The organism is Sorangiineae bacterium MSr11954 (assembly GCA_037157815.1).
In the GTDB taxonomy this organism is placed as follows: domain Bacteria; phylum Myxococcota_A; class Polyangia; order Polyangiales; family Polyangiaceae; genus Pendulispora; species Pendulispora albinea.
This window is the reverse complement of the sequence record CP089984.1, coordinates 6,704,960-6,728,158: the sequence shown is the minus strand read 5'-3', so window position 1 is coordinate 6,728,158 and position 23,199 is coordinate 6,704,960. Positions and strand designations below refer to the sequence as shown.

Genomic DNA, 23,199 nt, shown 5'->3' with positions numbered 1-23,199 from the left:
TGGTTCGTCACGCGCAGCTTATAGCTCCCGGTCCGCGACATGAGCAATCTCTGGACCTGAAAAAATGACGCGTAAAACGATACGCGTGCGCAGCCTTTTTCGCTCGGCGGCTCGCTTGCATACGGCTCGCTCTCCGAGTAAGTGCCCGTCCTGATCGGGGGCACAGGATTGTCGTATGCAAAACCCCATACTTGAAGCTCGAGTGGATTATCGACCGCGTTTCGTCGCGCCGACTTTGGTGGAGGCCGTTCGCTCGCTCAGCGGCGACGAGCAACGGGGTTTTGTGTTCGTTCGCCCGGACGGGCAAGAGCGTTTCTGCTCCTTCGCGGAAATTCACCGCGAAGCGACGCGTCGCGGTGCGCATCTGGCTGCGCGCGGCCTCGCGAAAGGCGATCGGGTAGCGCTGGTCATCCCCGACAGCGATGAGTTCGTTCTCTCGTTTCTCGGCGCGATTTACGCGGGCGTCGTGCCCGTGCCCATGTATCCGCAATTATCGTTCAAGAACGTCGAGAGCTACCACGATACGGTCGCGCATATTACGCGCGCGTCGGGCGCTTCGCTGCTCCTCACCACCGCCACCACCCGGCCGTTCGTGGAGCCCGTGAAGGACAAAGTGGAGACCTTGGGGAGCATCGTTTCGGTGAGCGAGCTGGAAGGCCCCGCCCCGGGCTCCATCGATCATGTGAAAATTTCGCCCACTGATCACTGTTTCTTCCAGTTCACATCTGGGAGCACCTCGCGCCCCAAAGGCGTGGTGGTCACCCATGGGAATCTGGCGGCCAATAGCGAAGCCATCATGATCCACGGTCTGGCCAAGGACTCGTCGGTCGACAAGGGCGTGAGCTGGCTGCCTTTGTTTCACGATATGGGGCTCATCGGCTTCGTCATTGCTCCGCTCTTCACGGACATCCCCGTTGTCTTTTTGCCGACGGCAAGCTTCGTTCGTGCACCGCGCCTCTGGCTGGACGCGATCCACAAGCACCGGGGCACCATCACGTACGCGCCGAACTTTGCTTACGCCTTGGTCGCCAAACGTCTAAAGGACAAAGACGTGGCGGGCCTCGATCTTTCTTGCGTCAAAATCGCAGGCTGCGGCGCCGAGCCGATTCAGGCGAAGACCCTCCGCGACTTCGCGGAGAAGGTCAAACCCGCCAAGTTCGACCCCCGCGCCTTCTTGCCGTCCTACGGTATGGCGGAGGCCACCCTCGCGATCACCTTCGTCGAGCACCTCACCGGCGCACATTCCGATACAGTCGACCCGAAGGCGCTCCAGGAAGGAAAAGCGTCTCCCGCGAGCAACGGCGGACAAGAACTCGTCTGCTGCGGCCATGCATTTCCGGACCATGAAATCGCCATCGTCGACGAGCATGGCCGCCGCCTCGGCGATCGCGAGGTGGGGGAGATCATCGCGCGCGGGCCGAGCATCACGCTCGGGTACTACCAGGAGCCGGAGCTCACGGCCCAATCGTGGAAGCCGTACGACGGCGAGACGTGGCTGCACACGGGGGATCTCGGCTACACCGTCGACGGCCAGGTTTACATCTGCGGCCGCATCAAGGACATCATCATCATCCGCGGCCGCAACTACTACCCGCAGGACATCGAGTGGGCGGTGAGCGAGCTCCCTGGCATCCGCCGCGGCAATGTCGTCGCGTTCAGCGTCGACGTCGATGGCGAGGAGCAGCTCGTGATCTGCGCCGAAGCCTTCCAGAGCGACGCGGTGGGTCTGATCGAGCAGATCACATCGACCGTGGCCGGCCAAATTGGCCTTTCGGTTCACAAGGTCGAAATCGTTCCGCAGGGCTCATTGCCGCGCACGTCGAGCGGAAAACCACAGCGGCGCAAGACGAAGCAGATGTTCGAAGCCGGGACCTTGCCTTCCGCGAGAGCCACGCGGGCGGGCCAATCCGACCAAGATGCGCAAGACGCCCAAGAAAACGTATAATTCCGCGGGCCTGTCAGCGCATACGGGGCTACGCACTTGGCAGGTCCGATGGCAAATTTCGTACGCATGCCATTAGCTTGTCCCTTCGTCTAAAAACCCAGATAAAACGTTCAAGCATCCCCCACCGAGCGCAGCGCCATTCCGCGTGTGCGAGGGGGTCAAGAGAAGGAAAACGGACATGTCGTCAAGTCGGGCAGAGCTCCTCCAGATTTTCTCGAAGACCGCGACGGAGATCGTGGAAAAGGAGTTCTCCAACATTTCGGAATCGACGGTCATCAGCGAGCTCGGGATCGACTCGCTGGGAATGCTCGAGATCGTTGGGTCCATGGAGCGGCAGCTCAAGATCACGCTCCCCGATGAATCGCTCGCAGGAATTCAGACGGTCAAAGACCTCCTCGAGCTGGTGGAACGAAAGCGGCAAGGCGTTTGAAGATGCCACGGACGCGGCTTCGGCGGCTTCCGCGGCTTCTGCGGCTCCCACTGAATCGACCGAGTCTAGGTAGAGTGGCACGACCGATGGGTTGGCGTATGTCCGGTCCCGAAGGTCAACGACGAACGCAAAGCAGGGCTGAACTGAATCTTCGGCATGAACGATTGCGCCATCGAGGGTTACCTAGGGGGGCTTCTCGAAGCGCGGTAGCTCGAAAGAGCGTCGCAGGGTGGAGAGGTGCGGAGCTGGCAGCAGCACAAGGCAGGGAGACGGTAGCGACGTGAAAGATCCGACCAAGCACCACGAGCGACAAGAACGCCTTTACAGGATGTACAAGGAGTTCTTCGACAAGGCCGAGCAGGAGCGAAGGTGGAACCCGCTCCGCGACGTGCCTTACGATCGCATCGGGCAGGACACGCCGGAATCACTCATTACGGTCGCCGAGACCTTCTGTGCCGTCGAGAGCTTTTTGCCCGATTACGTCGCGCAGGGGCTGAACGTGGTTCGTCCCTATTTTGGTCAAGCCTGGTTCAGCGCCAACTGGGCGTACGAGGAGTCGAAGCACTCGCTCGCGCTCATGGAGTATCTGATGCGCTCGGGGCGGCGGACGCCGCAGCAGATGTTCGAGCTCCAGAACAAGCTGATGGAAGTGTCGTGGAAGCTCCCGTTCCACACCGCGCGGCAGATGACCATCTACGGCTGCTTCCAAGAGATGTCGACCTTCGTCATCTACGTGAAACAGGAGCAGCGCGCGAAGGCCGCCGGCGACGAGTGCCTGGCTGCCATCTTCCGTTTGAACGCGCGTGACGAGATTGCCCACTGCCGGTTCTACGAGGATGTGGTCCGCGTTCTTCTCGATGAAGACCGCCACGGAACCTTGGTGGATATTTCGCACGTGGCCAAAAATTTCGAGATGCCCGGGGTCGGAATCGTTCCCAATTACGACGATCGCGTGGCGGTGATGCGGGAAGAAGGGAAAGTGGACCGCGCGGTCTTCTTCCAAAAAGTGTTTTTCCCGGTTTTGAAATATCTCGGTGTCACGAGACAAGAGCTGCAGGAAGCAGCATGGGCGGAACGCGAGCGCATTCAGTGCGTGTCGGCGGCCGAATAAAGAGCGATGGCGAACGAAAATCTGAAAGAAGAGCTGAGGTCCCTCATTTCGGAAATCTCCGAGGTCGACGACATTCCGGACGACGCGGACTTCAAAGAGCTGGGCATCGACTCGATGATGGGCGTGGAAATCGTCGCTGCCATCGAACGTCAGTACAAGATCAAGGTAGACGACACCGAACTTCAACAGATTACGACGCTCACCAAGTCGTACGAGCTCGTATCGAGTAAGATTGCCGGATAGAGCTGCAGGCAAGAGCAGGACGGGAGCGGCAACGAGCTCGCTCCGTTCTGCGAATGCGCGCCAAATGGCCGCCAATTTGTCGCTTTAGTTGCTGTGCGACGGCCTCACGATGGTGGGCTTCGCCCCCCAAACCGCCCCTGGGATTTACTCGGCTCACTACGCTGCGCTCCGTGGGCCTCGGAGCAGAAGAATCGTGCGCGCACTTTCGATCCGATCGTCTCGATCCGGATCTAGCGGCCATGTAGAATCGTGCGAGTGACGTCGGTCGGTAAGTACACACTGCTCCGGGAGTTCCAAGATCGCGAGGCGCCGACGTATGCGGCGCGTTGTGAAGGGGGCGACGGGGCGTACGAATTGGTGGCGATCGAGCGGTATGCCACCGATATCACGGCGGACGCGGAGGACGAGGCCACCCTCGAGGAGGCTGCGCACCGCGCCCAAGTGCTCACGGAGCTCTACCACCCGAACCTGTCCACGGTGCGGGACGTGGTCGTCAGTGGCAAAGACGTGCTGGTCGTCAGCTCGTTCGTCGACGGCGAGAGCTACGATTCACTGATGCCCGGCGGCAAAGCGTTCGCCGAGTGTTCCTTTGCCCTCAAGCTGGCCATCGTGTCCGACGCCGTGGAAGGTCTCGCGTCGCTGCACGAGTTTGCGCGCGGCCGCGGGGCCACCTTGGTGCACGGCGGGGTCACCCCGCGCAACGTCATCCTGTGCTCCGACGGGCGCGCGCGGCTGGCGCGCGTGTGCAATCTGTTTCCGGAGCAGGTCAGCCCAGCGAGTCCGACCCTGGGCTACATCGCCCCGGAGTTGCTCGATCCCTCGCGGCAGCCGGAGCCCAGCGTCGATGTCTTTGGCGCAGGGGTGATGCTCTGGGAGGTGCTGGCGGGAAAGCGATTGGCGGTGCAGACCAACGCCCCGTCGCTCTTGCTCATGGAGTTCGAGAAGGGCCCCCCGCGCGGCATCCCGCTGGAGTCGCTCGCGTGGGCAAAGGCGTTCATCCCCATCGTCGAGCGCGCCCTCGCGCGCTCCGACAAACGCTACGCCGACGCCGAGCAAATGGCGCGGGCCATGCGCGCGGTGTTCGAGGCGGCGGGCCCCGGGGTGCGCGCGCGGGCGAGCGTCGACGAGGTGGCGGAGTTCGTCGAGAGGGCGGCCGGCGATCGCATTCGCGAGCGGCGGGCGGAGCTCGGGTTCACGGCGCCGCTCCCGATGCACTCGTCGCGCGCGACCATCGCGCCCAAGCGTTCGCGCACGTCCATCGCGTCCATCCCCGAGGTGCACCTTCCGCCGCCGCCGCGGGTGGCGCGCATCAAGCTATCGACCATGGTCGACGAGGACGAGTACGCGTCGCCTTTGCGGCTCGCCGCCTCGGATCAAGACGACAACTTGGCGGCGCTCGCGCCCATCGATCCCGAGGGCGACACCTTCCTCGTCGATGTGCGCGCGCGCGAGCTCCTCTACCGCGGCGGCGAGCCCACCGATGAGCGCGACGCGCTCCGCGAGGCGGCCGCCGAGGACGAGCTGCGGGGCGCCGAGGTGCACCACGGTGCTCTCCACGACCGTGCCCTCGACCACGGCGCCCATGGCGATGCGCCGGCGGAGGGCGAGCTCTCGCGCTTCTCGTCGTTGTCGGTCTTTCCAGCGCCGCAGCCGACGCGCACCACCGAGCCGCTGTTCGAGGATCGGCGCGGCCGTCGCCCGCTGTTCTGGGGCGGCATGGCGTTGATCGTGGTGCTGGCCGTGATCTTTGGGTACGGCCTCGGGCGCGGTCAGAAGAACTTGGCGCGCCCGGCGGCCGCCGCGCCGCGGTTGGAGGTGGCGCAGGCCGAGCCGCCCAAGCCCGAGCCGCCCAAGGTCGCCGCGGTGGCCGAGCCGTCGGCGCCGCAGCCCGCAGCGCCGTCGGGGGCGGACGCGCCGTTCGCGGCCTCGGAGACGTCGACCACGCAGTTCGAGGTGCTCGATGCGCCGCGGACCGAGGCGGCGGTTCTGGAGGTGCCGCGCGAGGCGCCGAGGGCCTCGTCGCGCCGGACGCGCCCGGGGCATGGTGGGTCGCGTCTGTCGGAGAACGCCGCCGCGTCACCCGCGCCGGCGACGCCTGCGCCGGGCCCCGAGCCGGGGGATTCCACGTCGTCTGCTTCGTCATCCAACCCGTCCAACCCGGAGGCGCGGCAGAAGTTCAACCCGCAGGGGATCTGAAATGATGCGCTCTGGCTTTCTTCGCCTCCGCAGGCTCCTTGCGGTGGCGGCAACCTTGGTGTCTCTCGCGGGGGGGATGAGTTCGGCGTATGCGGACGGGGTGGCTCCGGCGGCGGCTTCTCCGCTGGAGCGCGAGCAAGCGCAGTCGCTCTTTTTGCGGGGGAAGGAGCGCTTCGATCAAAAGGCGTTTCGCGAGGCGCTGGAGGCGTTTCGCGCGTCCTTGGGGGTCGTCAACAGCCCCAACACGCGCCTGTATGTCGGGCGTTGTTTGCACGAGACGGGCGATCCGCTCGGCGCCTATGTCGAGTTCGGGCGCGCGGCCATCGAGGCGCGCGAGGCAGCCGCCACCGACGGGCGCTACAAGCTCACGGCCGACGAAGCCGCCGCGGAGCGCGACGGCGTTCAGTCGGAGCTGGGCTTCGTCACCGTTCGCCTGAACGGCGCCGACGCCGCCACGCAGCTGCGCATCGCGGGGCACCGGGTGCGCGCGCCGCTCTCGCGCGGGGCGGCGGGCGGCGCGGGCGATACCAACGCCGAGGCGTGGCCCGTTTTGCCGGGCACCGTGGAGGTCGTGGTGGAACGCGATGGGGCCGATATCTCGCGTCGTACGATCAAGGTTGCGCGCGGCGCCCGGGAAACCGTGCAGATCGACGTGCCGCCGCCGCCGTCACCCAAGGCGCCCGCGCGCGCGGCGGGCGGCGACGATCGCACGTTTCGCACGCTGTCGCTCATCGCGGGCGGCGTCGGCCTCGCCGGCATGGCGACCTTCACCGTGGCCGGCCTCCAAGCCAAATCGACCTTCGACGACCTGGATATGCGCTGCAACGGCACGCGCTGCCGCGAGGACGTGAGCAGCGACATTTCGCACGGCACCACCATGCAGACCATCGCCAATGTGGGGCTGGTGGTGGGCGTGGTGGGCATCGCGGCCGGGGTGACCCTCTTCGTGGTGGGCGAGAGCAAGCGAAGCAGCTCGAGCAGCTCGAGAGCGGCGCTCTCCGTGATCACCACCGGCAACGGCATCGCTGTTCGCGGGGCGCTATGAAGCGTCGCCGGAGACGGTCGCGCCGCGCCTCGTGGTGGGGCGCTGCGCTCGGTGGGAGCGCTTTGGCCGCCGCGGCTTGCGCGTACGATTTTCACGCCTTCGACCCCATTGGGGACGATGGCGCCCACGACGCGAGCCTCGATCGCGGGGCGGAGGACGCAGGCCCAGGCCCGGGGCCGCGGCTGGATGGCTCGGCGGACTCCAACCTGCCGACCTGCGCGACCCCCGCGAACAAGTGCTTGAGCACCGCCATCGAATGCGGCCGCGCGGCCATCATGAAAGGCGACGATTGCCGAGGAAAATGCGGCATCCTCGCGCCCCCGGAGTGCAAAGGGGCGTGCAACACCACGGAGGAGAACGACAAACGCGACTGCCGCTCCACCTGCAACCGATGCACGGCTGACGCTGGCTGCGAAGACCCGCTCCGCTGCCGCGACGCGGTCGACGGCCGAGACTCCTGATCGCGCCGCCCGAGCGCAGCCAACGGTTCGACAGGGCAAAAATGCGCTAAAGTGCGCGCCCCATGTCCGAGCGTCCGCGTCCGAAGTTCGAGAAGGTCCCCCAGGAGCTTAATTTTCCCAAGGAGGAGCGGGAGATCCTCGCGCTGTGGAAAGAGAAGCGTATTTTCGAGCGATCGCTCGAGGAGAGCGCCAATCGGCCCACGTTCGTGTTCTACGAGGGCCCGCCCACCGCCAATGGATTGCCCCACAACGGCCACGTCCTCACGCGCGTGATGAAGGACATTTTCCCCCGCTACAAGACCATGCGCGGCTACTACGTGGCGCGCAAGGCGGGGTGGGATACGCACGGGCTCCCCGTGGAGGTCGAGGTCGAGAAGGAGCTCCGCATTCACGGCAAGGCGGCCATCGAAGAGTACGGGGTGGAGCCGTTCGTGAAGAAGTGCGTCGACTCGGTGTTTCGCTACACCGACGAGTGGGCGCGCATGACCGAGCGGGTCGGCTTCTGGGTCGATCTCGAGGACGCCTATGTCACGTACCACCGCAGCTACGTGGAGAGCGTCTGGTGGGCGCTCACGGAGCTGTTCAAGAAGGGGCTCCTCTACCAAGGGCACAAGGTCCTCTGGTGGTGGGCCCAGGGCGGCACGGCCCTCTCCTCCGGTGAGGTCGGCCTCGGCTACCGCGAGGTGGACGATCCCAGCGTGCTCGTTCGCTTCCCGCTGACGGCCGACGTGCCCGATCCGAGCGCACCGAACGGCGCGCCGCTCGTCCCGAAAGACGCCTCGCTCCTGGTGTGGACGACCACCCCGTGGACCCTCCCTTCGAACGCGTACGCGGTCGTGCACCCCAAGCACCGCTACGTGGTGGTGCGCCATGGCGAAGAGGCGGGCTCGCCCCGCTACGTCATCGCCAAGGATTTGGTCGAGGCCATCGGCAAAAAGCTGAAGACGGAGCTGGTGGTCGAGCGCGAGTTCGCCGGCGCGGACCTGATCGGCGCGCGCTACACGCCGCCGTTCGACCTCTATTCGCGCGAGCTCGGCACCCGCACCCCGTACTGGACCGTCAAAGGCGCCGACTACGTGACCCTCGATACCGGCAGCGGCATCGTGCACACGGCGCCCGCGTTCGGCGAGGACGACTTTCAGACCCACCGCAAGGTGCTGGAGTCGCTCCCGCGCGAGCAGGCCGACGCGCTCCCTCTTCTCTGCGCGGTCAAACCCGATGGCACCTTCGTGCCCGAGCTCACGCGCTACGCGGGGCGATGGGTCAAAGACTGCGACAAGGAGATCCAAGAGGAGCTCCGCGAGCGCGGATTGCTCGCGCACACCGAGCTCTATCGCCACCAATATCCTTTCTGCTGGCGCGCCTCCTCCGATCCGTTGATCCAGTACGCGCGGCCCGCTTGGTACATCCGCACCACCGAGAAGATCCAGAACGCGATCCGGAACAACCGCACCGTCGAGTGGCTGCCCGAGCACATCAAAGAGGGGCGCTTCGGCGACTTCCTCGCCAACAACGTCGATTGGGCCCTGTCGCGCGAGCGCTATTGGGGAACGCCGCTCAACATCTGGATCAACGACAAGACGGGGAAGATGGAGGCGCCCGATTCGGTGGACGCCATCCTCGCCAAGAACCCGCGCGCCTTCGACGCCTTCCACGAGGCCAAGAAGAAGGATCCGAGCTTGAGCCCGCACCTCATCGTGCACAAGCCGTGGATCGACCAGGTCACCTGGCAGAACCCGGGCGAGGAGGGGACGTACCGGCGGGTGGGCGACGTCATCGACTGCTGGTTCGACTCCGGCGCCATGCCGTTTGCGCAGTGGGGCTTTCCGCACACGGGGCAGGACAAATTCGCCAAGAGCTTCCCGGCGGACTTCATCTCCGAGGCGATCGATCAGACGCGCGGCTGGTTCTACACCTTGCTCATGATCGCGACCTTGGTCTTCGACGAGGAGTGCCAGAAGCGCTACGGCCTCACCCCGCGCGAGTACCCGCTCCCGTACAAGACGTGCGTCGTGCTCGGACACATCTCCGACAAGGAAGGCAAGAAGGAGAGCAAGTCCGTCGGGAACTACACGCCGCCCGAGGTCATCCTCGATTGCGTCCGCATGGAGTTCGCCGTGCTCGATGGTGGCGATGGCCATGCCTACGGCGTCACACCGACCAAGGGAACGGCGTACATCGCGCGCGAGGATCTGGAGGGGCTCGACTTGAAGGCCGGCTCCACCGTGCTCGCGTACCGCCTCGATGGAAGCGGCGAGCGCCTCGAGCTCAAAATCGAGCCGGCGAAGAAGCTGCGCCGGCGCGTGGTCGTTCTGCACCCCGACGACGTCAAGGCGCTGGGCGCCACGTTCACCGCCAAGACCGACGTGAAGCCGGTGGAGGTGCCGTGGCTTCCGGCGGGCGAGCGGATCGTCATCGAAGATCCTTCCTCGTCGGCCCCGGGTGCCGATGCGTTTCGCTGGTTCTTCTACGCGTCCAACCCACCTTGGAGCGCCACGCGCCACTCGCTCACCAACGTGCGCACCTTGCAGAAGGAGACGCTCATCAAGCTGCGCAACGTCTACTCCTTCTTCACCATCTACGCGTCCATCGACGGCTTCGATCCCGACGCGCCTCGGCCGGCGCTCTCCGAGCGGAGCGAGCTCGATCGATGGATGCTCGATCTGGTCGGCTACACCACCAAGAACGTGCGCGACAAGCTCGATGCCTACCAGCTCTTCGAGGCCACGAAGTACCTGGTGGAGCTGGTCGACGCGCTCTCCAATTGGTACGTGCGAAGGAGCCGCGACCGATTCTGGAAGACCGGGTGGGACGCCGACAAATCGGCCGCCTACGCGACGCTCTACGAGTCGCTGGTCACCCTCACCGGCTTGTTCGCGCCCTTCGTGCCCTTCGTGACGGAGGATATGTACCAGAACCTGGTGGTGCGCCCCGCGCGCGTGGCCGGCAAGGAAGACTCGGTGCCGCCGAGCGTGCACCTGACCTCGTACCCCGAGCCGCCCGCCACCTTCGACGACGAGCTGCGCTCGGCCATGTACGCCGTGCGCGATCTGGTGAGCCTCGGTCTGCAGGTTCGCACGCAGGCCAAGCTGAAGGTGCGCCAGCCGCTCCGCAGCGCCCATGTGATCGTGAGCGACAAGGGCATGCGAAAGCGCCTGGCGCGCTACGAGGCGATGATCCGCGAGGAGCTCAACGTGCTCGAGGTCGAGTTCGTCGAGGACGCGCAGGTGCGACAATACGTGACCTACAAGCTGAAACCGAACTTCCGCACGCTCGGACAGCGCGGTCTTGGCAAAGAGGCGCAGTCGCTCAAGAAGGTGCTCGCGGAGATCTCGGCGGAGGAGGCGGCGCGCATCCATGGGGAGCTCGCCGCGAATGGGACGGTCGTGGTGGCAGGGGTCTCGCTTTTGCCCGACGATCTCGAGGTCGCGTTTACCACCCACGAGGGATTTTCCGCCGCCGGCGATCGCGTGGGGGTGGTCGTACTCGAGACGACGCTGGATGACGAGCTGCGCGATCTCGGCTTTTTGCGCGAGGTTCAGAGCCGCGTGCAGGCCGCGCGCAAAGACCAGGGGCTCGAATACACCGACCGCATCAAGCTGTGGCTGTCGGGTGGAGAGCGACTCGAACGAATCGCCTCGCACTATGGCGCGAGCCTCGCGAAAGAAGTGTTGGCGACCGAGATCGTGGTCGATAAGGGCGGCGCCGCCGGCACGCGCCGTTCCGATGGAACGGGACGTAAGGAAGACGAGGTCGATATCGACGGCGAAACGGTCGGAATCGCCATCGAGAAAATCGGCTAGCCCCGGAGGGATCCTGGAGCGGACTTCAGGATCTCTCTGATATCGTGCAAGGGTGGGGAAGGGGAGAGAGCAAGTTGCCGAGGTGACGTTCGTGCGAAAGCCGCAACTTGCGCGAGCCGAAGTGATCGACAAGGCAACGCGCGTGAGGCTCGAGACCGAGGTCGAAGCCGCCCTCAAGCGACGTCCCCCGAACGAAGGCAAGCTGGCTGGCGCACTTCGCGCGGTGGCCCCGTACAGTGCGAGCGTGCGCAACGCGCTCGCCGAGGCCCTCGGTGTGATGGTGCGCCGCAGCTCGTTCAAGCGCGAGCTGTACACGGCCTCGATTCGCTCGCTCGCGGACGCGGGGGACAAGCGCATCGCCACGCTCTTGCGCACGGCGCTCGGGGGCGAGGAGGCCGGTTCCAGCGCCGCGCTCAGCGCCGCGTGTTTTTGCGCCGATCCTTCGCTCGCGCCGGTGCTGGCCAAGCTGGCGGCGAGCCGCCAGTCGCACCTGGCGTTCGGCGCCGAGATCGCGCGGGTGGTGCGGGGCGAGTCGAATGGGACGCACCTCGGTTCGCTCGCGCCGATGATCAAGGAGAGCCACCGGATTGCGCTCTGCACGGAAATGCTGGTGCCGCTCGCGCGCGCCAAGCCCGTGCCGCATGGCATCGCGCCGGCGCTCAAGGTGCTCCGCGGTGCGGAGCGGCATTTGGGGCGGTGGCTGGTCATGGCGGAGGTCGCGGCCAAGGCGGGCGACGAAGGCCCCGCGGAGGAAGCGCGCGAGAAGTCCAAGGTGGGCCCCAGCAGCGCGCGCGCAGCATGGTCGCTGGTGCTCTGGGCGCTCACCGATGCGATCCAGCCCGGCGCCGCGGTGCCGGAGACGCGGCCGACGGTGGAGCTCATTGCGCGCCTCTCGGATCGACCCAGCGCCGATCGCGATACCACGTTCCTCTTTCGGCTGGCGCGCGCCAAGGCCACCCTGTGCCGGCCCATGTTGGAGGCCTGCGTCAAAGCGCTCCCCTTGTCCGATGAGGTGGGCATCCGTGCAGCGCTCTACCTGGCGCGCGATCACGGGCGAGACGATTTGCGTCAAGCGCTGGTCGACGCGGCCCATGGCGATGGCTCGGGGGCGCGGCGTGAGGAGCTGCGCGGGGTCTCCACGGCGGCGCTGTGGGACTTGGGCATGCAGGACGTCGCCGTTCCACTCGCGGAGGAGTTGATCGCGTCGAAGTCGATTGGGAACGTGGCATGGGGCGCGCTGACCCGCGCCGCGGCCATCAGCCGCGCCCGTGCAGTGGCGAGCCCAAGTACCGATGGTCTCGCCGGCGACCAAGCACCCATGCTGGTTCACGAAACCGCGATGCGATGGATTCAGTGGGGGTGGCTCGAGTAGCTCGCGCGGGCTACCATCTATTCTGAATGCAATCGTGGCGTGGATCCGGCCTGCATGCCGCCCTTCTGGGGATCGCGGTGTGCACGTTCGCGGTCACCGTGCCGGCGAACGCCCCCGCCGCCGAGGTGGACGAGGTGCAGGTTGGCTTTCGCGACGGCACCGGCAAGGACATCGATGTCGCGCTCGAGCGCGCCTCCCTGGAGCGCACGCCGCCCGAGCGTGCCCCGCCCACGGCGGACGCCAAGTACGAAGATCCCGATGCGCTGCGGGTGACCGCGATGGTCCCACCGCAGGCCGCCGTTCCCTCGTTGGGCGTGGAGTCGCTCACGGCCACGGGGACCAAGCTCGATCGCATTCCGGAGATCGCCCTGGAGTCGGTGACGTGTCCGCCGCTCGCGCCGGCGCGCTTTCGTTGCTTTGCCACCGTTCCCTTGCGGTTCGTGGTCGACGAGATCGATCGCGCCCATCCGGTGGTGGAAGCGCGTTCGCTGCGCGCCGAGGTGGGCGGGGCCATCGTCGTCCTCTCGAAGGGGCGCAAGCTGCAAACGTTGCGGGTGGCGGGGCCGCGCAACTCGCCGGTCGGGCCCATTCCGCGGCTTCGGGCCACGCTCCGGCCGTTCGTGCTGCGCAACGTACCCGGCGGCGGGCCTGCCATCGGCGGCAACGATGCGGGCGCCATGGCGCAGCTGCGCACGGAGCTGGCCTTGGCGTCGGCCGTGTGGGGGCAGTGCGGCGTCACCTTCGGCCCCGCGCAGGCGCTCGATGTGCGCGTGATCGATCCGCCGCCGCCGCACCTGGTGGCGTTCGGCGACGACATGGGCTTGCCCGCCAGCGGCGGCGAGGTTCGCGTGCGCATCGACGGGCGGGAGGTCACGTTGAACACGCGCCCGCGCGAGTCGGCCGATCGCGCGGCGCGGGAGTTTGCTGCGGTGGCCTCGCGGGCGGGCTTCATGGCCGTGGTCTCGCCCAACGCGCGCATCGGCCCCGGCGCCATGGGGAGCGTCGATGTATCGCTCCGGCGAAAGAGCGGGCAGCTGGCCTCGGCGGAGCTGGTCAACACCACCGACTCGACCTTGAGCGTGCGGGTCGGCGCCGTGGACTTCTCCGACGGGCTGCAGCACTTCGGCGACATGGACTCCATGGCCGGGACGTTGGAAGAGCGCACCTTGATCAAGGCGCTGGACGACGGCGATCCCACGACCATCGAGCTCATCGTGATCCCGCAATTCGCAGGCGGCGGGCGCATCGGCGAGTCGTTCATCCAGAGCGACCTGTCGAGCGTTCGCAATGTGGTGCTGCTCGATCGCGCGGGGGTGCGGGCGCGCCGCAGCAGCCTGACCTTGGCGCACGAGCTCGGGCATGTGCTGATGAACGTTCCGGGGCACCCCGACGACTACGGGATCGACACGCCGACCTTGCTCATGGACTCCGACGCCTCCGACGCATCGCCCTTCGGGCCGCGCCGGCTCACCATCGACGAGTGCGCCCGGGTGGTGCGCGAGTCGGGGCCGCGCGCCAAGATCCCGCTGCTCGTGGAGTGGCCGCTGGGGCCGCTCAAGGAGCCCCCGCGGATCAAGCCGGCGCGCATCCCGATGCGCGATACGGCGTCGCCGTCGACGCCTGTAGGCGGGCAGTAGCCCCGCTCGCGCCTCTCGACCCCGTACACGTCCCCGTTCCTGTACACGTCCCCGAAGCACGACCCGCGATCGGGTACGGAACGTGTACGGATTGGCGAGGGCGCGGGGCGCGGCTCACGCCGTCGCCACCACCCGCCGCAGCAGATCCACGGCCACGTCTTTGCGCGAGTGCTCCGTGTCGGCGGGGCCCACGCAGGCGGGGCAGCCGCCCGGGCAGGGGCAGCGTTCGATGAGGCGGAGGGCCCGCGCGAGCAACGTCTCGCGCTGCTCGAAGATGCGCTGCGAGAGGCCGGTGCCGCCGGGGATGTGCTCGTAGAGGAAGAGGGTCGGGTTGTAGCCCGCCGTGGGGCCGCCCTTCGCCTTTCGCGGCAGCGACGCGCCGTCTTCGTTCTCGTGGGCATCGCCGAGGGTCGCGCCCAGATCGCGCGGATCGCACATGAGGGCCAAGGTCGATACGGTCTCCAGCGCGATGCCGATGCCGCGCAAGGCGTCGATGGCGGCGGTGCGCCCGGCGGGGATCTCGGCGCAGATGCGCTCGGGGATGGTGAGCCAAAACGCCGTGGTGTGCATCTGCATTTCGGGCAGGAACACCTCGCCGTAGCCGGCGTTCTCGTGCGTGTAGAACTTGATCTTTTTGTAGCCGACCACCTTCTCGACCACGCTCACCTCGCCCCAGCCGCTGGGCCAGTCGGACGAGCTGGTGGCGGCGCCGAGCGCGCTCTCCTCGAGGATGGAGATGTTCGTATAGGTCATGGCGTCGGTGAAGTAGTCCGGCTCCACTTTGCGCACGAACGCCTTGTGGTTCTCGTAGTCGAACTTCTCCACCTGCCAGCACTCGCCGTCGTGCTGGTAGATCGCCTGCTCGTGCAGCATCGTGTGCGAGCCGCGCCAGTCGATCTCCGCGATGGCCTTATCGCGCGCCACGTCGACGATGATCACGTTGTCCCACCCCACGCTGCGAAGGGACACGCTGTTGGCCGGGTACGCGTCGGCGGCCCAATGGTACGTGCCGCGCGTCTCGTGCAGCACCCGGCGCTGGGCGAGGAAGTCGAGCGCCTCGCCCGTCTCCTCCGCGGTGAGCCCCCCGTAAGCCTCCCCGCGCGCAAAGGGGAGCTCGAAGGCGCCGCACTTCACGTGCTGGATCACGATCTCCACGTTGTCCGGATCGATGCGCGCCTCCTCCACCGGTGCGCCCAGCAGGTACCCCGGCTCGCGCGCCAGGTACTGATCCACCGGCGCGCTCGAGGTGATGAGCACCGCGATGGATAGCCCGCCGCGCCGGCCCGCGCGCCCGAAGCGCTGCCAGGTTGCGGCGATGGAACCGGGGTAGCCGGCGCAGATGACCGCGTCGAGCTCGCCCACGTCGATCCCGAGCTCCAGGGCGTTGGTGGCCACGATGGCCAAGAGCTCGCCCGCCCGGAGCGCGCGCTCGATCTCGCGGCGCGCCTCCGGCAGATAGCCGCCGCGGTAGCCCATGATGCGAGCCGGATCGACGTCGGGCGCGACCTTGTCGCGCAAGTAGCGGAGCATGATCTCCACGTTGTTGCGCGAGTGCCCGAAGATGAGGGTGGGGACCTTGGCACGCACCAAATCGGCGGCCAGCATCACCGCTTGCTTCACGTAGCTGGCGCGGATGCCCAGCTCCGCGTTGACCACCGGCGGGTTGAAGAGAAAGAAGCGCCGGTCGCCGCGCGGGGCGCCGCTCTCGGCCAAGAGCTCCACGTCATCCTCCGGCAGGCCGAAGAGGCGCGCGGCGTGCTCGCGCGGGTTGCCGATGGTGGCCGTCGCGCCAATCAAGACGGGGCGCGAGCCATGAAAGGCGGCCACGCGCAAGAGGCGCCGGATCACGTTGGCCACGTGGGAGCCGAAGACGCCCTTGTACATGTGCATCTCGTCGATGACGAGGTACGCGAGGTTCTGGAACGTGCGCGCGAAGTTGGTGTGGTGCGGGAGGATGCCGGTGTGGAGCATGTCCGGGTTGGTGAGCAAGATCCGGCTTCGCTCCCGCGCCGCCCTCCGTGCGTCGCCCGGTGTGTCGCCGTCGTACACGATGGCGGAGGTGGCGATGCCGGCGTGGGTCATCAGCTCCCGCAAGCTCGCCTCTTGATCGCGCGCCAGCGCCTTGGTCGGAAAGAGGTAAATGCCGCGCGCGTCGGGATCGTCGCGCAGGGCCTCGAGCATCGGGAGGTGAAAACACAGGCTCTTGCCGCTGGCCGTGGGGGTGGCGACCACCACCGCGTGCGAGCGCGTGCGCTCTCGGGCCAGCTGGAACGCGCGCGCTTGATGCGTGTAGAGCGCATTGATTCCGCGCTTTTGCAGGGCGGAGGCGAGCGGCTCCGAGAGACCCTCGGGGAAGGGGACGACCTTGGCCTCGGCGCCGCCCAGGTGTTCGTCGGCGCAGAAGCACGGACGCACGATGTTGCTCTTCAGCCAGCGGTCGAGGACCGATTCGACCCCCCGCGAGTTGGACCAAGCAGCAGATCCAGAGTACGGCATGGGGGTACACTAAACAAATGTATCGTGCCGCGAAAGGGGGACGAAGAGGGCCCGCGCGCAGCGCGGTTCCGGCTCGACGCGCTCGCGCTGGAGTGGGTGGACGATACCGTGGTGGAGAAGCGCGATCGGTCGCGCGCCGGGCGCTCGAGCGCGAGGTGGCGCCCCGATCCGATCTTTGAAAAGGCCGCCGCGCCCACCGCGGTTCCCGAGGTGCACCGCGCGGACCGCGTTGCTGGGCGGGAGCACCTAGGCCTCCCCGACAGGCGCTGCGCGCACCGCCGCGCTTCAGCGAATGGCGACCGGGTTGATGATCGCCTGCGTCGTACCCGTGTACTTGGGGTGTCCGAGCACGAAGAGGAACTCGTACGCTTTGTCCTTGGCCAGCGCCGCGGTCTGGATGTTCTCCAGCACATAGATGCCCTTCTTGGCGATGAGGAACTGATTCACCTCGAAGGTGCCGGCGCCCGGCTCGGCGGGCACCACCTCGAGGGCCCACGTATCCGCGCCGACGGCCACCACGCCTTTGGCCGCCAGATACCGGGCGGCTTCGCGGTCGATGCCCGGTCCGCCTGCCAGGAATCGCTTGTCGTCCTTGCCGATGAGGCCCAGCCAGCCCGTGTGAAAGAGCACGACGTCGCCCTTTCGCAGCTGCACGTTTTGCTTTCGGGCGACGGCCTCGATCGCGGCCGCCCCGAACGACGTCCCTTCGCGGACGAGGTCCGTTCCGAAGTGCGCGGCCATGTCGAGGAGCACACCGCGGGTCACGATGGGCGGAACTTTCTCCAGACCGAGCTTCTTGACGCCGTGGACGGTGACGAAGTCCACCTCTCTGTTCCCGTTGTAATAGACGTTGTCGACGCCGACGTGGCCGAGGCCATTGAGCTGCGTCCCCACGCCCATCCACCCTTTGATCATCTCGTCGTTGTAGGTGAGCTTGTTCGGCCCGATGGTCTTGCCGGCCGGCGTCTCGGGCTGCGTCATGAACACCTGAAAGGTCCGGTGCCCGTAGGCCGGCGTATCGTGGTTGACCTCGATGCCCAATGAATACGTCTTGCCCGTGGTGATCGACTTGGCCGCGTCGCGAACGAGCTCCGCGTCGAGCCGGTTGGCGGCGCCGATTTCGTCGTCGCGGCCCCGCGACCTGGTGCGCGTGCTCGAGCCCTCCGAGCTTCCGCGGCGGCCCATCTGGCTCGTGGGCCACCCCACCTCGCTGCGCGCGGCCCGGGTGCGGGCCGTGTGGGATCACCTGACCCGCGCCTTCGAGCGCGATGCGCCGCGCCTGCGGGGCGAGCTCGGGACGGTCCTCGTCCCGCCAGCTCGTGCTCCGGGCTAGCCCTGCGAGGGTGGCAGCTTCTGTCCGCGCATGACCACTTGGTAGTCGCGCACCTGAAAGCCGCCCAAGGTCTCGGCGCCGGAGACGTTCACCGCATCCCATGGGACGTCGTGAATGGTGCCCGTGGTTTCGTCGATGAAGTGGTGGTGCCGCTCGGTCTTGGGATCGTAGACGAGGCGGCCTTCCGCCAGGATGAACTCCCGCAGGAGCCCTTTTTCCACGAACAAATTGAGCGTGTTGTAGACGGTTGCCCGGCTCAACATGGGGAAGCCGCGCCGCACGTTGTGCCAAACTTGGTCCGCCGACGGATGCTCATCGGTCCGAAGAACGTATTTTGCGACGGCCACACGTTGGGCCGATGGCTGGATGCCATGATCGCGTAACAGGTCGACGACATCGGGGAGCACTGCCTTTAGACTGTGTCCAAAAATCGACCGAGTCAATGGCCGAGGGGGAAGACAGACCCTGGTCTCCCGCATCGAAATTGCGTAAGTATCGCGCGGCCTGGAATTTCCATGGGAAACGAAACCACTACCACCGACCCCATCCAAGCCAGCGATTCCCCGGCCGAGCCGAGCGCGCCCGCACCCGACCCCATGATTCAAGCGGGGCACACCGCGACGGCGCCGCTGTCTTCCTTGCCCGCGCCGGACGTTCCGCGGTTGGGGGCTCCTTTTGGCTCATCGGGGATCATCCCCGGGGCGGAGGGGAGCGGTTCGCCGTCCTACGCCTTTCTCTGCATCGTGTCGATCATCTCGCTGTTCGCGGATGTCTCGACCAAGCTCTGGGCAGAGCGCACGCTCGACGGCTATCCGGGCATCATCCACGTCTGGGAGAACCACATCGCCTTCATCCTCGCCAAGAACCGAGGCGGCGCATGGGGGCTCCTTCAGTCCACCAGCGAGAACGTCCGCCGGCCGTTCTTTCTGTTGGTCTCCGCCGCGGCCATCGCGTTCATCGTCACGCTCTACCGCAGGCTCCAGCCGCGGCAGCGCGCGCTCAAGTGGGGGCTCCCGCTGGTCCTCGGCGGCGCGCTGGGGAACGTGTTCGACCGCATTCGCTATGGGCACGTCATCGACTTCATCGACGTGCACGTGGTCTACAAAGGCCAGGATCACCACTGGCCGACCTTCAACGTGGCCGACATCGCCATCTGCGTCGGCGTGGCCTTGATGGCCATCGACATGTTCGCCGCCCGCCGCCCGCGCCTCGCGCCCATCGATCCGATTTTCATCACGCCGCCGCCCGAGCCCGCGTTGCCCGAATCGCCCGAGGCATCGGCGTCGCCCGAGGCGCCGCCGGGTGAGGGGGAGCCACCCGCGCCGGAGGCCGGACAGCAGGCGCCGCACGAGTCCAAACCGGCCGACTGAGCGCAGGCGCACATGCGACCCGAGCTCTTCAATCTGTTCGGCGTCGGGTTCCCTGCTTATTTCACGTTGCTCACCACCGGCTTTTTGGTGGCCACCGCCTTTGCGGTGCTGTGGGCGCGGCGCATCGGTGAGAACACCGACGCCATGGTCGATCTGGGCATCGCCATGCTCATCGCGGGGGTGGCGGGCGGCAGGCTTTTGCACGTCTTCGCCGATGGGTACTTTTGGGACTACGTGCACCTGTGCACCAACCCCGCCGCGGTGGATTGGCCGCTCGGCAAGGCGGAGTGCCTCTCCACGTACGGCGGCACCTGGGACGCGGCCCGGCAGGTTTGCCATCCGCAGGAGGCCGACTGCTTTGCGTGGGCGAAGTTCTGGGCCGGCGGCTACGCGTACTATGGTGGGCTCATCCTCGCCTCGGTGGTGGCGTGGTTTCTCATGAAGCGCGATCGCTTTCCGTTTTGGAAGGCCGCCGATATGGCCGGCTTCGCGGTGCCCGTCGGGCTCGGCTTCGGGCGCATGGGGTGCTTGCTCGCGGGGTGCTGCTACGGCGTTCGAACCGAGGTGCCGTGGGGGCTCTCGTTTCCGCCGCGCAGCCCGGCGAGCGAAGGGCAGCACAAGGCCGGCTTGCTCCGCTCGGCCGCGGAGTGGAGCCATTCCGTGCATCCTACACAGATCTACGAATCGGCGGCGGCGTTCGCCATCGCGGCGTTTTGCCTCCTTTACGTGCACCCGCGAAAGAAGTACGACGGCCAAGTCTTCGCGGCATTCCTCGTGCTGTACGCGGTGGCGCGCTTTATCATCGAGTTCTGGCGCGATGACGATCGAGGCGGTCTGCTCGGTCTCTCCACGTCCCAGCTTCTGGGCATCGGTATGGTTCTCATCGCCGCCGCCATCGCGGCGCATCGGTCCTCGCGCGCGCGGCTCTGGCTCCGCGCGGTCGGGCACTAGGAGGTCTACGTGGCAGCGCGAATTCTAGACGGGAAGGCACTTGCAGAGACGGTGAGGGCGGAGGTTCGCGTCTCCGTCGATGCGTTCAAGGCAAAGTACGGCCGCGCGCCGGGGCTCGAGGTCATCTTGGTGGGCGACGATCCGGCCAGCCAGGTGTACACGCGCAACAAGGAGAAGGCGTCGAACGAGGTCGGCATGCGCGGGCGGCTGCACGTGCTCCCCGCCGCGACCCCCGAAGACGAGGTGCTCGCGCTCGTGCAGCGGCTCAACGCGGACGAGGCCACCGATGGCATCCTGGTGCAGCTCCCGCTCCCCAAGGGGCTGCGCGAGCAGCGCATTCTGGACGCGGTCTCCCCCGCCAAAGACGTCGACGGGTTTCACCCCATCAACGCTGGCCTCCTCGCCTCCGGCCGCCCGGGTCTGGTTCCCTGTACGCCGCGCGGGTGCATGCGTCTGCTCGCGCTCGCAGGCGCGACCCTCAAAGGCGCTCGCGCCGTGGTCGTTGGGCGGAGCAACATCGTCGGCAAGCCCGTCGCCCAGCTGCTCCTGGCGGAGCACGCCACCGTGACCATCGCGCACTCGCGCACCGAGGACCTCGCCGCCGTCTGCCGCGAGGCCGACATTCTCGTCGCCGCTGTCGGTAAAGCCGATCTGATCCGCGGCGACTTCGTCAAACCCGGCGCCATCGTCATCGACGTGGGCATGAACCGCATCGACGCCGGCAATGGCAAGACGAAGCTCGTCGGCGATGTGACATTCGCCGAGGCCGCCGAAGTGGCGTCGGCCATCACCCCGGTGCCGGGCGGCGTGGGGCCGATGACCATCGCGTACTTGCTGGAGAACACCGTCACGGCCGCCACCGCGCGCATGGAAAAGCGGTAGGCCGTAGACAGGCAGGGGCAGGCGCAGGCCCAGGGAGCTGAGGGGCGGTGCGGGGGACCCGCCCTCTACGTCCCCATCAATTTGTCCAAAATCCGATCCAGCGCATCCAAATCCGCATACGGAACGACAATCTCCCCCTTGTTCCCCTGATCCCGGACCTCGACTTTGGTCCCCAGCTTGCGCGTCAGCCGCGCCTCGAGATCCCGCACGGCGCTGCTCTTCGCCGGCGCAGCATCCGCCGCCGCCTTCTTGCCATTTGCGCCGGCCGCCGCGGCACCCGACCCGCCCGACGACTTCTCCTTGCGCACCAGCGCCTCGGTGGCCCGCACGCTCAGACGCCCGCGAATCACCTTCTCCGAGAGCCGCTCCATGGCCGGCGCATCGACGATGCCGAGCAGCGCCCGCGCATGCCCCTCGCTCAACGTGCCGTCGATGACCTGATCGCGCACCCGCGTCGGCAACTTCATCAGCCGCAAGCTGTTGGCGATCGTCGTTCGATCCTTCCCCAGGCGCTCGGCCAGCGACTCCTGCGTATACCCGTGCTCCTGAACCAGCCGCGCCAGCGCCTCGGCGAGCTCGATCGCGTTCAGATCCTCGCGCTGCACGTTCTCGATGAGCGCCAGCTCGAAGGCGGCCGCGGGCGAGACGTCTTTGACCACCACCAGCACTTCGTGCAGACCGGCCTTTTGCGAGGCCCGCCACCGGCGCTCGCCGGCGATGATTTCGAACTGATCGCTCGCGTCCACCCGGCGAACGACCAGAGGTTCGAGCAGCCCGTGCTCTTTGATCGAGGCGGCGAGCTCCTCGAGCGCCTCTTTTTCGAATACGCGGCGCGGCTGGCCCTTTTGGGGCGTGAGCTTTTCGAGCGCGCAGAGAAAGACGCTCTTGTCGCCGTAGCCGCGGGCGGGGGGCTGGGCCACGGGCAAGAGCGCGTCGAGCCCGCGGCCCAGGGCGCGCTTCGGCGGCGAGGTGACGCTTTTTTCAGTCATGGGCGAGCGGCTTTGCGCTGAGGATTTCACGGGCGAGACCTAAATAACCTTGGGCGCCCTTCGATTGCACATCGTAGAGGAGCACGGGCTTGCCGTGCGAGGGTGCTTCCGAGAGGCGCACGTTGCGCGGGATGACGGATTCGAACACGTGGAAGTGCCGCCGCACTTCGTCGGCCACTTGATGCGCCAGGTTGTTTCGCGCATCGAACATGGTGAGCACGATCCCTTCGACCTCCAGGCCCGGGTTCGTCCCATTCTTGATGCGGTCGATGGTCGCCATCAAGTGCGTGAGTCCTTCCAGCGCATAGTATTCGCACTGCAGCGGCACGAGCACCCGGTTGGCCGCCGTGAGCGCATTCACCGTGAGGAGCCCGAGCGACGGGGGGCAGTCGACGAAGACGTACTCGTATTTGTCGCGCGCGAGAAGGGCGAGCAGCGCCGACTTCAAGCGCGTCGCCCGCTCGGGATCGTCGACCAGCTCGAGCTCGGCTGCGACCAGATCTTGCGTGGCCGGCGCGATGTGCAGCCCAGGCACCTCCGTCTCCACGATGACATCCTTCAATGTGGAGCGGCCGATGAGGCAATCGTAGACGCTGCGCTCGACGGTGCGCGGGCGAACACCTACCCCGGAGCTCGCGTTCCCCTGAGGGTCGAGGTCGAGCAAGAGCGTCTTTCGCTCGGCCGCCGCCACGCTGGCCGCGAGGTTCACGGCGGTCGTCGTCTTGCCGACGCCTCCTTTTTGGTTCACCACGGCGACAATCCGCGGATCAGCGGGCTTCGAGGAGGTGGCCGATCGCTTGTTCGAGGCGTTGGCAGAAGGGCGCGCGGGCATCGTCGCGGAGTCCTATCACGGAAACGCTTCGTCCTTCCGACCCACGCTCCGGGCGATGGGCGAGCCCCATGTTTTTCGCGGGCTTCGCGCGCAGCGAGCCGCT

The 23,199-nt window shown here is 66.8% G+C and carries 19 protein-coding genes; 14 read left to right on the top strand and 5 right to left on the bottom strand.

The genetic code is table 11. The features are described 5' to 3' along the window. Nucleotides 1–202 precede the first annotated feature (202 nt). From LZC94_25920 to LZC94_25875, 10 genes are all read left to right on the top strand, one after another. Entirely contained in the window at nt 203–1,945 is a 1,743-nt protein-coding gene (locus tag LZC94_25920; protein WXB11297.1) for a fatty acyl-AMP ligase, read from the top strand. Between the two features lie 178 nt (nt 1,946–2,123). Beyond that, complete coding sequence (locus LZC94_25915; protein WXB11296.1) at nt 2,124–2,375, top strand: acyl carrier protein; 252 nt, start codon at nt 2,124–2,126, stop codon at nt 2,373–2,375. 280 nt (nt 2,376–2,655) lie between these two features. Further along, nucleotides 2,656–3,486 carry an acyl-ACP desaturase gene (locus LZC94_25910; GenBank protein WXB11295.1) on the top strand — a complete coding sequence of 277 codons (831 nt, stop codon included), beginning with the start codon at nt 2,656–2,658 and terminating at the stop codon, nt 3,484–3,486. Between the two features lie 6 nt (nt 3,487–3,492). Next, nucleotides 3,493–3,729, top strand: coding sequence for an acyl carrier protein (locus LZC94_25905; protein WXB11294.1), 237 nt, complete (start codon nt 3,493–3,495; stop codon nt 3,727–3,729). A 255-nt stretch (nt 3,730–3,984) separates the two neighbouring features. After that, nucleotides 3,985–5,925 (top strand): protein kinase, encoded by a 1,941-nt coding sequence (locus LZC94_25900; protein ID WXB11293.1) that lies wholly within the window; start codon nt 3,985–3,987, stop codon nt 5,923–5,925. A gap of 1 nt (nt 5,926) precedes the next feature. Next, entirely contained in the window at nt 5,927–6,970 is a 1,044-nt protein-coding gene (locus tag LZC94_25895) for a hypothetical protein (protein ID WXB11292.1), read from the top strand. 62 nt (nt 6,971–7,032) lie between these two features. Beyond that, complete coding sequence (locus tag LZC94_25890; GenBank protein ID WXB11291.1) at nt 7,033–7,431, top strand: hypothetical protein; 399 nt, start codon at nt 7,033–7,035, stop codon at nt 7,429–7,431. 62 nt (nt 7,432–7,493) lie between these two features. Next, nucleotides 7,494–11,234: an isoleucine--tRNA ligase gene (gene ileS / locus LZC94_25885; protein WXB11290.1), complete on the top strand. Its 3,741-nt coding sequence runs from the start codon at nt 7,494–7,496 to the stop codon at nt 11,232–11,234. 91 nt (nt 11,235–11,325) lie between these two features. Beyond that, nucleotides 11,326–12,606 (top strand): hypothetical protein, encoded by a 1,281-nt coding sequence (locus LZC94_25880; GenBank protein WXB11289.1) that lies wholly within the window; start codon nt 11,326–11,328, stop codon nt 12,604–12,606. Between the two features lie 26 nt (nt 12,607–12,632). Continuing rightward, nucleotides 12,633–14,243 carry a hypothetical protein gene (locus tag LZC94_25875; GenBank protein WXB11288.1) on the top strand — a complete coding sequence of 537 codons (1,611 nt, stop codon included), beginning with the start codon at nt 12,633–12,635 and terminating at the stop codon, nt 14,241–14,243. Nucleotides 14,244–14,357: 114 nt separating this feature from the next. Here LZC94_25875 and LZC94_25870 read toward each other — a convergent pair whose 3' ends face one another. Further along, on the bottom strand, nt 14,358–16,739 hold the full coding sequence (locus LZC94_25870) for a DEAD/DEAH box helicase (GenBank protein WXB11287.1): 2,382 nt from the start codon (nt 16,737–16,739) through the stop codon (nt 14,358–14,360). Nucleotides 16,740–17,024: 285 nt separating this feature from the next. Next, nucleotides 17,025–17,780 carry a cyclase family protein gene (locus LZC94_25865; protein ID WXB11286.1) on the bottom strand — a complete coding sequence of 252 codons (756 nt, stop codon included), beginning with the start codon at nt 17,778–17,780 and terminating at the stop codon, nt 17,025–17,027. Here LZC94_25865 and LZC94_25860 point away from each other — a divergent pair. Beyond that, nucleotides 17,773–18,072: a hypothetical protein gene (locus tag LZC94_25860; GenBank protein ID WXB11285.1), complete on the top strand. Its 300-nt coding sequence runs from the start codon at nt 17,773–17,775 to the stop codon at nt 18,070–18,072. The genes LZC94_25865 and LZC94_25860 overlap by 8 nt on opposite strands. Here the strand turns inward: LZC94_25860 and LZC94_25855 are convergent. Further along, nucleotides 18,069–18,551: a transcriptional repressor gene (locus LZC94_25855; GenBank protein ID WXB11284.1), complete on the bottom strand. Its 483-nt coding sequence runs from the start codon at nt 18,549–18,551 to the stop codon at nt 18,069–18,071. The two genes, LZC94_25860 and LZC94_25855, sit on opposite strands and share 4 nt — an antisense overlap. A gap of 36 nt (nt 18,552–18,587) precedes the next feature. Here LZC94_25855 and lspA point away from each other — a divergent pair, with 36 nt between their 5' ends. From lspA to folD, 3 genes are read left to right on the top strand one after another with little or no spacing between them, the layout of a single operon-like run. Further along, on the top strand, nt 18,588–19,442 hold the full coding sequence (gene lspA / locus LZC94_25850; protein ID WXB11283.1) for a signal peptidase II: 855 nt from the start codon (nt 18,588–18,590) through the stop codon (nt 19,440–19,442). 12 nt (nt 19,443–19,454) lie between these two features. Further along, a complete protein-coding gene (locus LZC94_25845) occupies nt 19,455–20,393 on the top strand; it encodes a prolipoprotein diacylglyceryl transferase (protein WXB11282.1) in 939 nt (312 codons plus the stop codon). A 9-nt stretch (nt 20,394–20,402) separates the two neighbouring features. Further along, nucleotides 20,403–21,275 (top strand): bifunctional methylenetetrahydrofolate dehydrogenase/methenyltetrahydrofolate cyclohydrolase FolD, encoded by an 873-nt coding sequence (gene folD / locus LZC94_25840; protein WXB11281.1) that lies wholly within the window; start codon nt 20,403–20,405, stop codon nt 21,273–21,275. Nucleotides 21,276–21,340: 65 nt separating this feature from the next. Here folD and LZC94_25835 read toward each other — a convergent pair whose 3' ends face one another. Both LZC94_25835 and LZC94_25830 read right to left on the bottom strand, forming a co-directional pair. Then, complete coding sequence (locus tag LZC94_25835) at nt 21,341–22,264, bottom strand: ParB/RepB/Spo0J family partition protein (GenBank protein ID WXB11280.1); 924 nt, start codon at nt 22,262–22,264, stop codon at nt 21,341–21,343. Further along, nucleotides 22,257–23,096, bottom strand: coding sequence for an AAA family ATPase (locus LZC94_25830; GenBank protein ID WXB11279.1), 840 nt, complete (start codon nt 23,094–23,096; stop codon nt 22,257–22,259). Before LZC94_25830 ends, LZC94_25835 begins: the two co-directional genes overlap by 8 nt. Between the last annotated feature and the right edge of the window lie 103 nt (nt 23,097–23,199).

Coding starts and splice junctions, on each gene's coding strand:
- lspA (WXB11283.1), top strand. CDS start 18,588: ATGGGAAACGAAACCACTACCACCGACCCCATCCAAGCCAGCGATTCC.
- LZC94_25835 (WXB11280.1), bottom strand. CDS start 22,264: ATGACTGAAAAAAGCGTCACCTCGCCGCCGAAGCGCGCCCTGGGCCGC.
- LZC94_25830 (WXB11279.1), bottom strand. CDS start 23,096: ATGCCCGCGCGCCCTTCTGCCAACGCCTCGAACAAGCGATCGGCCACC.
- LZC94_25870 (WXB11287.1), bottom strand. CDS start 16,739: ATGCCGTACTCTGGATCTGCTGCTTGGTCCAACTCGCGGGGGGTCGAA.
- LZC94_25855 (WXB11284.1), bottom strand. CDS start 18,551: ATGCGGGAGACCAGGGTCTGTCTTCCCCCTCGGCCATTGACTCGGTCG.
- LZC94_25905 (WXB11294.1), top strand. CDS start 3,493: ATGGCGAACGAAAATCTGAAAGAAGAGCTGAGGTCCCTCATTTCGGAA.
- LZC94_25875 (WXB11288.1), top strand. CDS start 12,633: ATGCAATCGTGGCGTGGATCCGGCCTGCATGCCGCCCTTCTGGGGATC.
- ileS (WXB11290.1), top strand. CDS start 7,494: ATGTCCGAGCGTCCGCGTCCGAAGTTCGAGAAGGTCCCCCAGGAGCTT.
- LZC94_25860 (WXB11285.1), top strand. CDS start 17,773: ATGCCCAATGAATACGTCTTGCCCGTGGTGATCGACTTGGCCGCGTCG.
- LZC94_25895 (WXB11292.1), top strand. CDS start 5,927: ATGATGCGCTCTGGCTTTCTTCGCCTCCGCAGGCTCCTTGCGGTGGCG.
- LZC94_25845 (WXB11282.1), top strand. CDS start 19,455: ATGCGACCCGAGCTCTTCAATCTGTTCGGCGTCGGGTTCCCTGCTTAT.
- LZC94_25915 (WXB11296.1), top strand. CDS start 2,124: ATGTCGTCAAGTCGGGCAGAGCTCCTCCAGATTTTCTCGAAGACCGCG.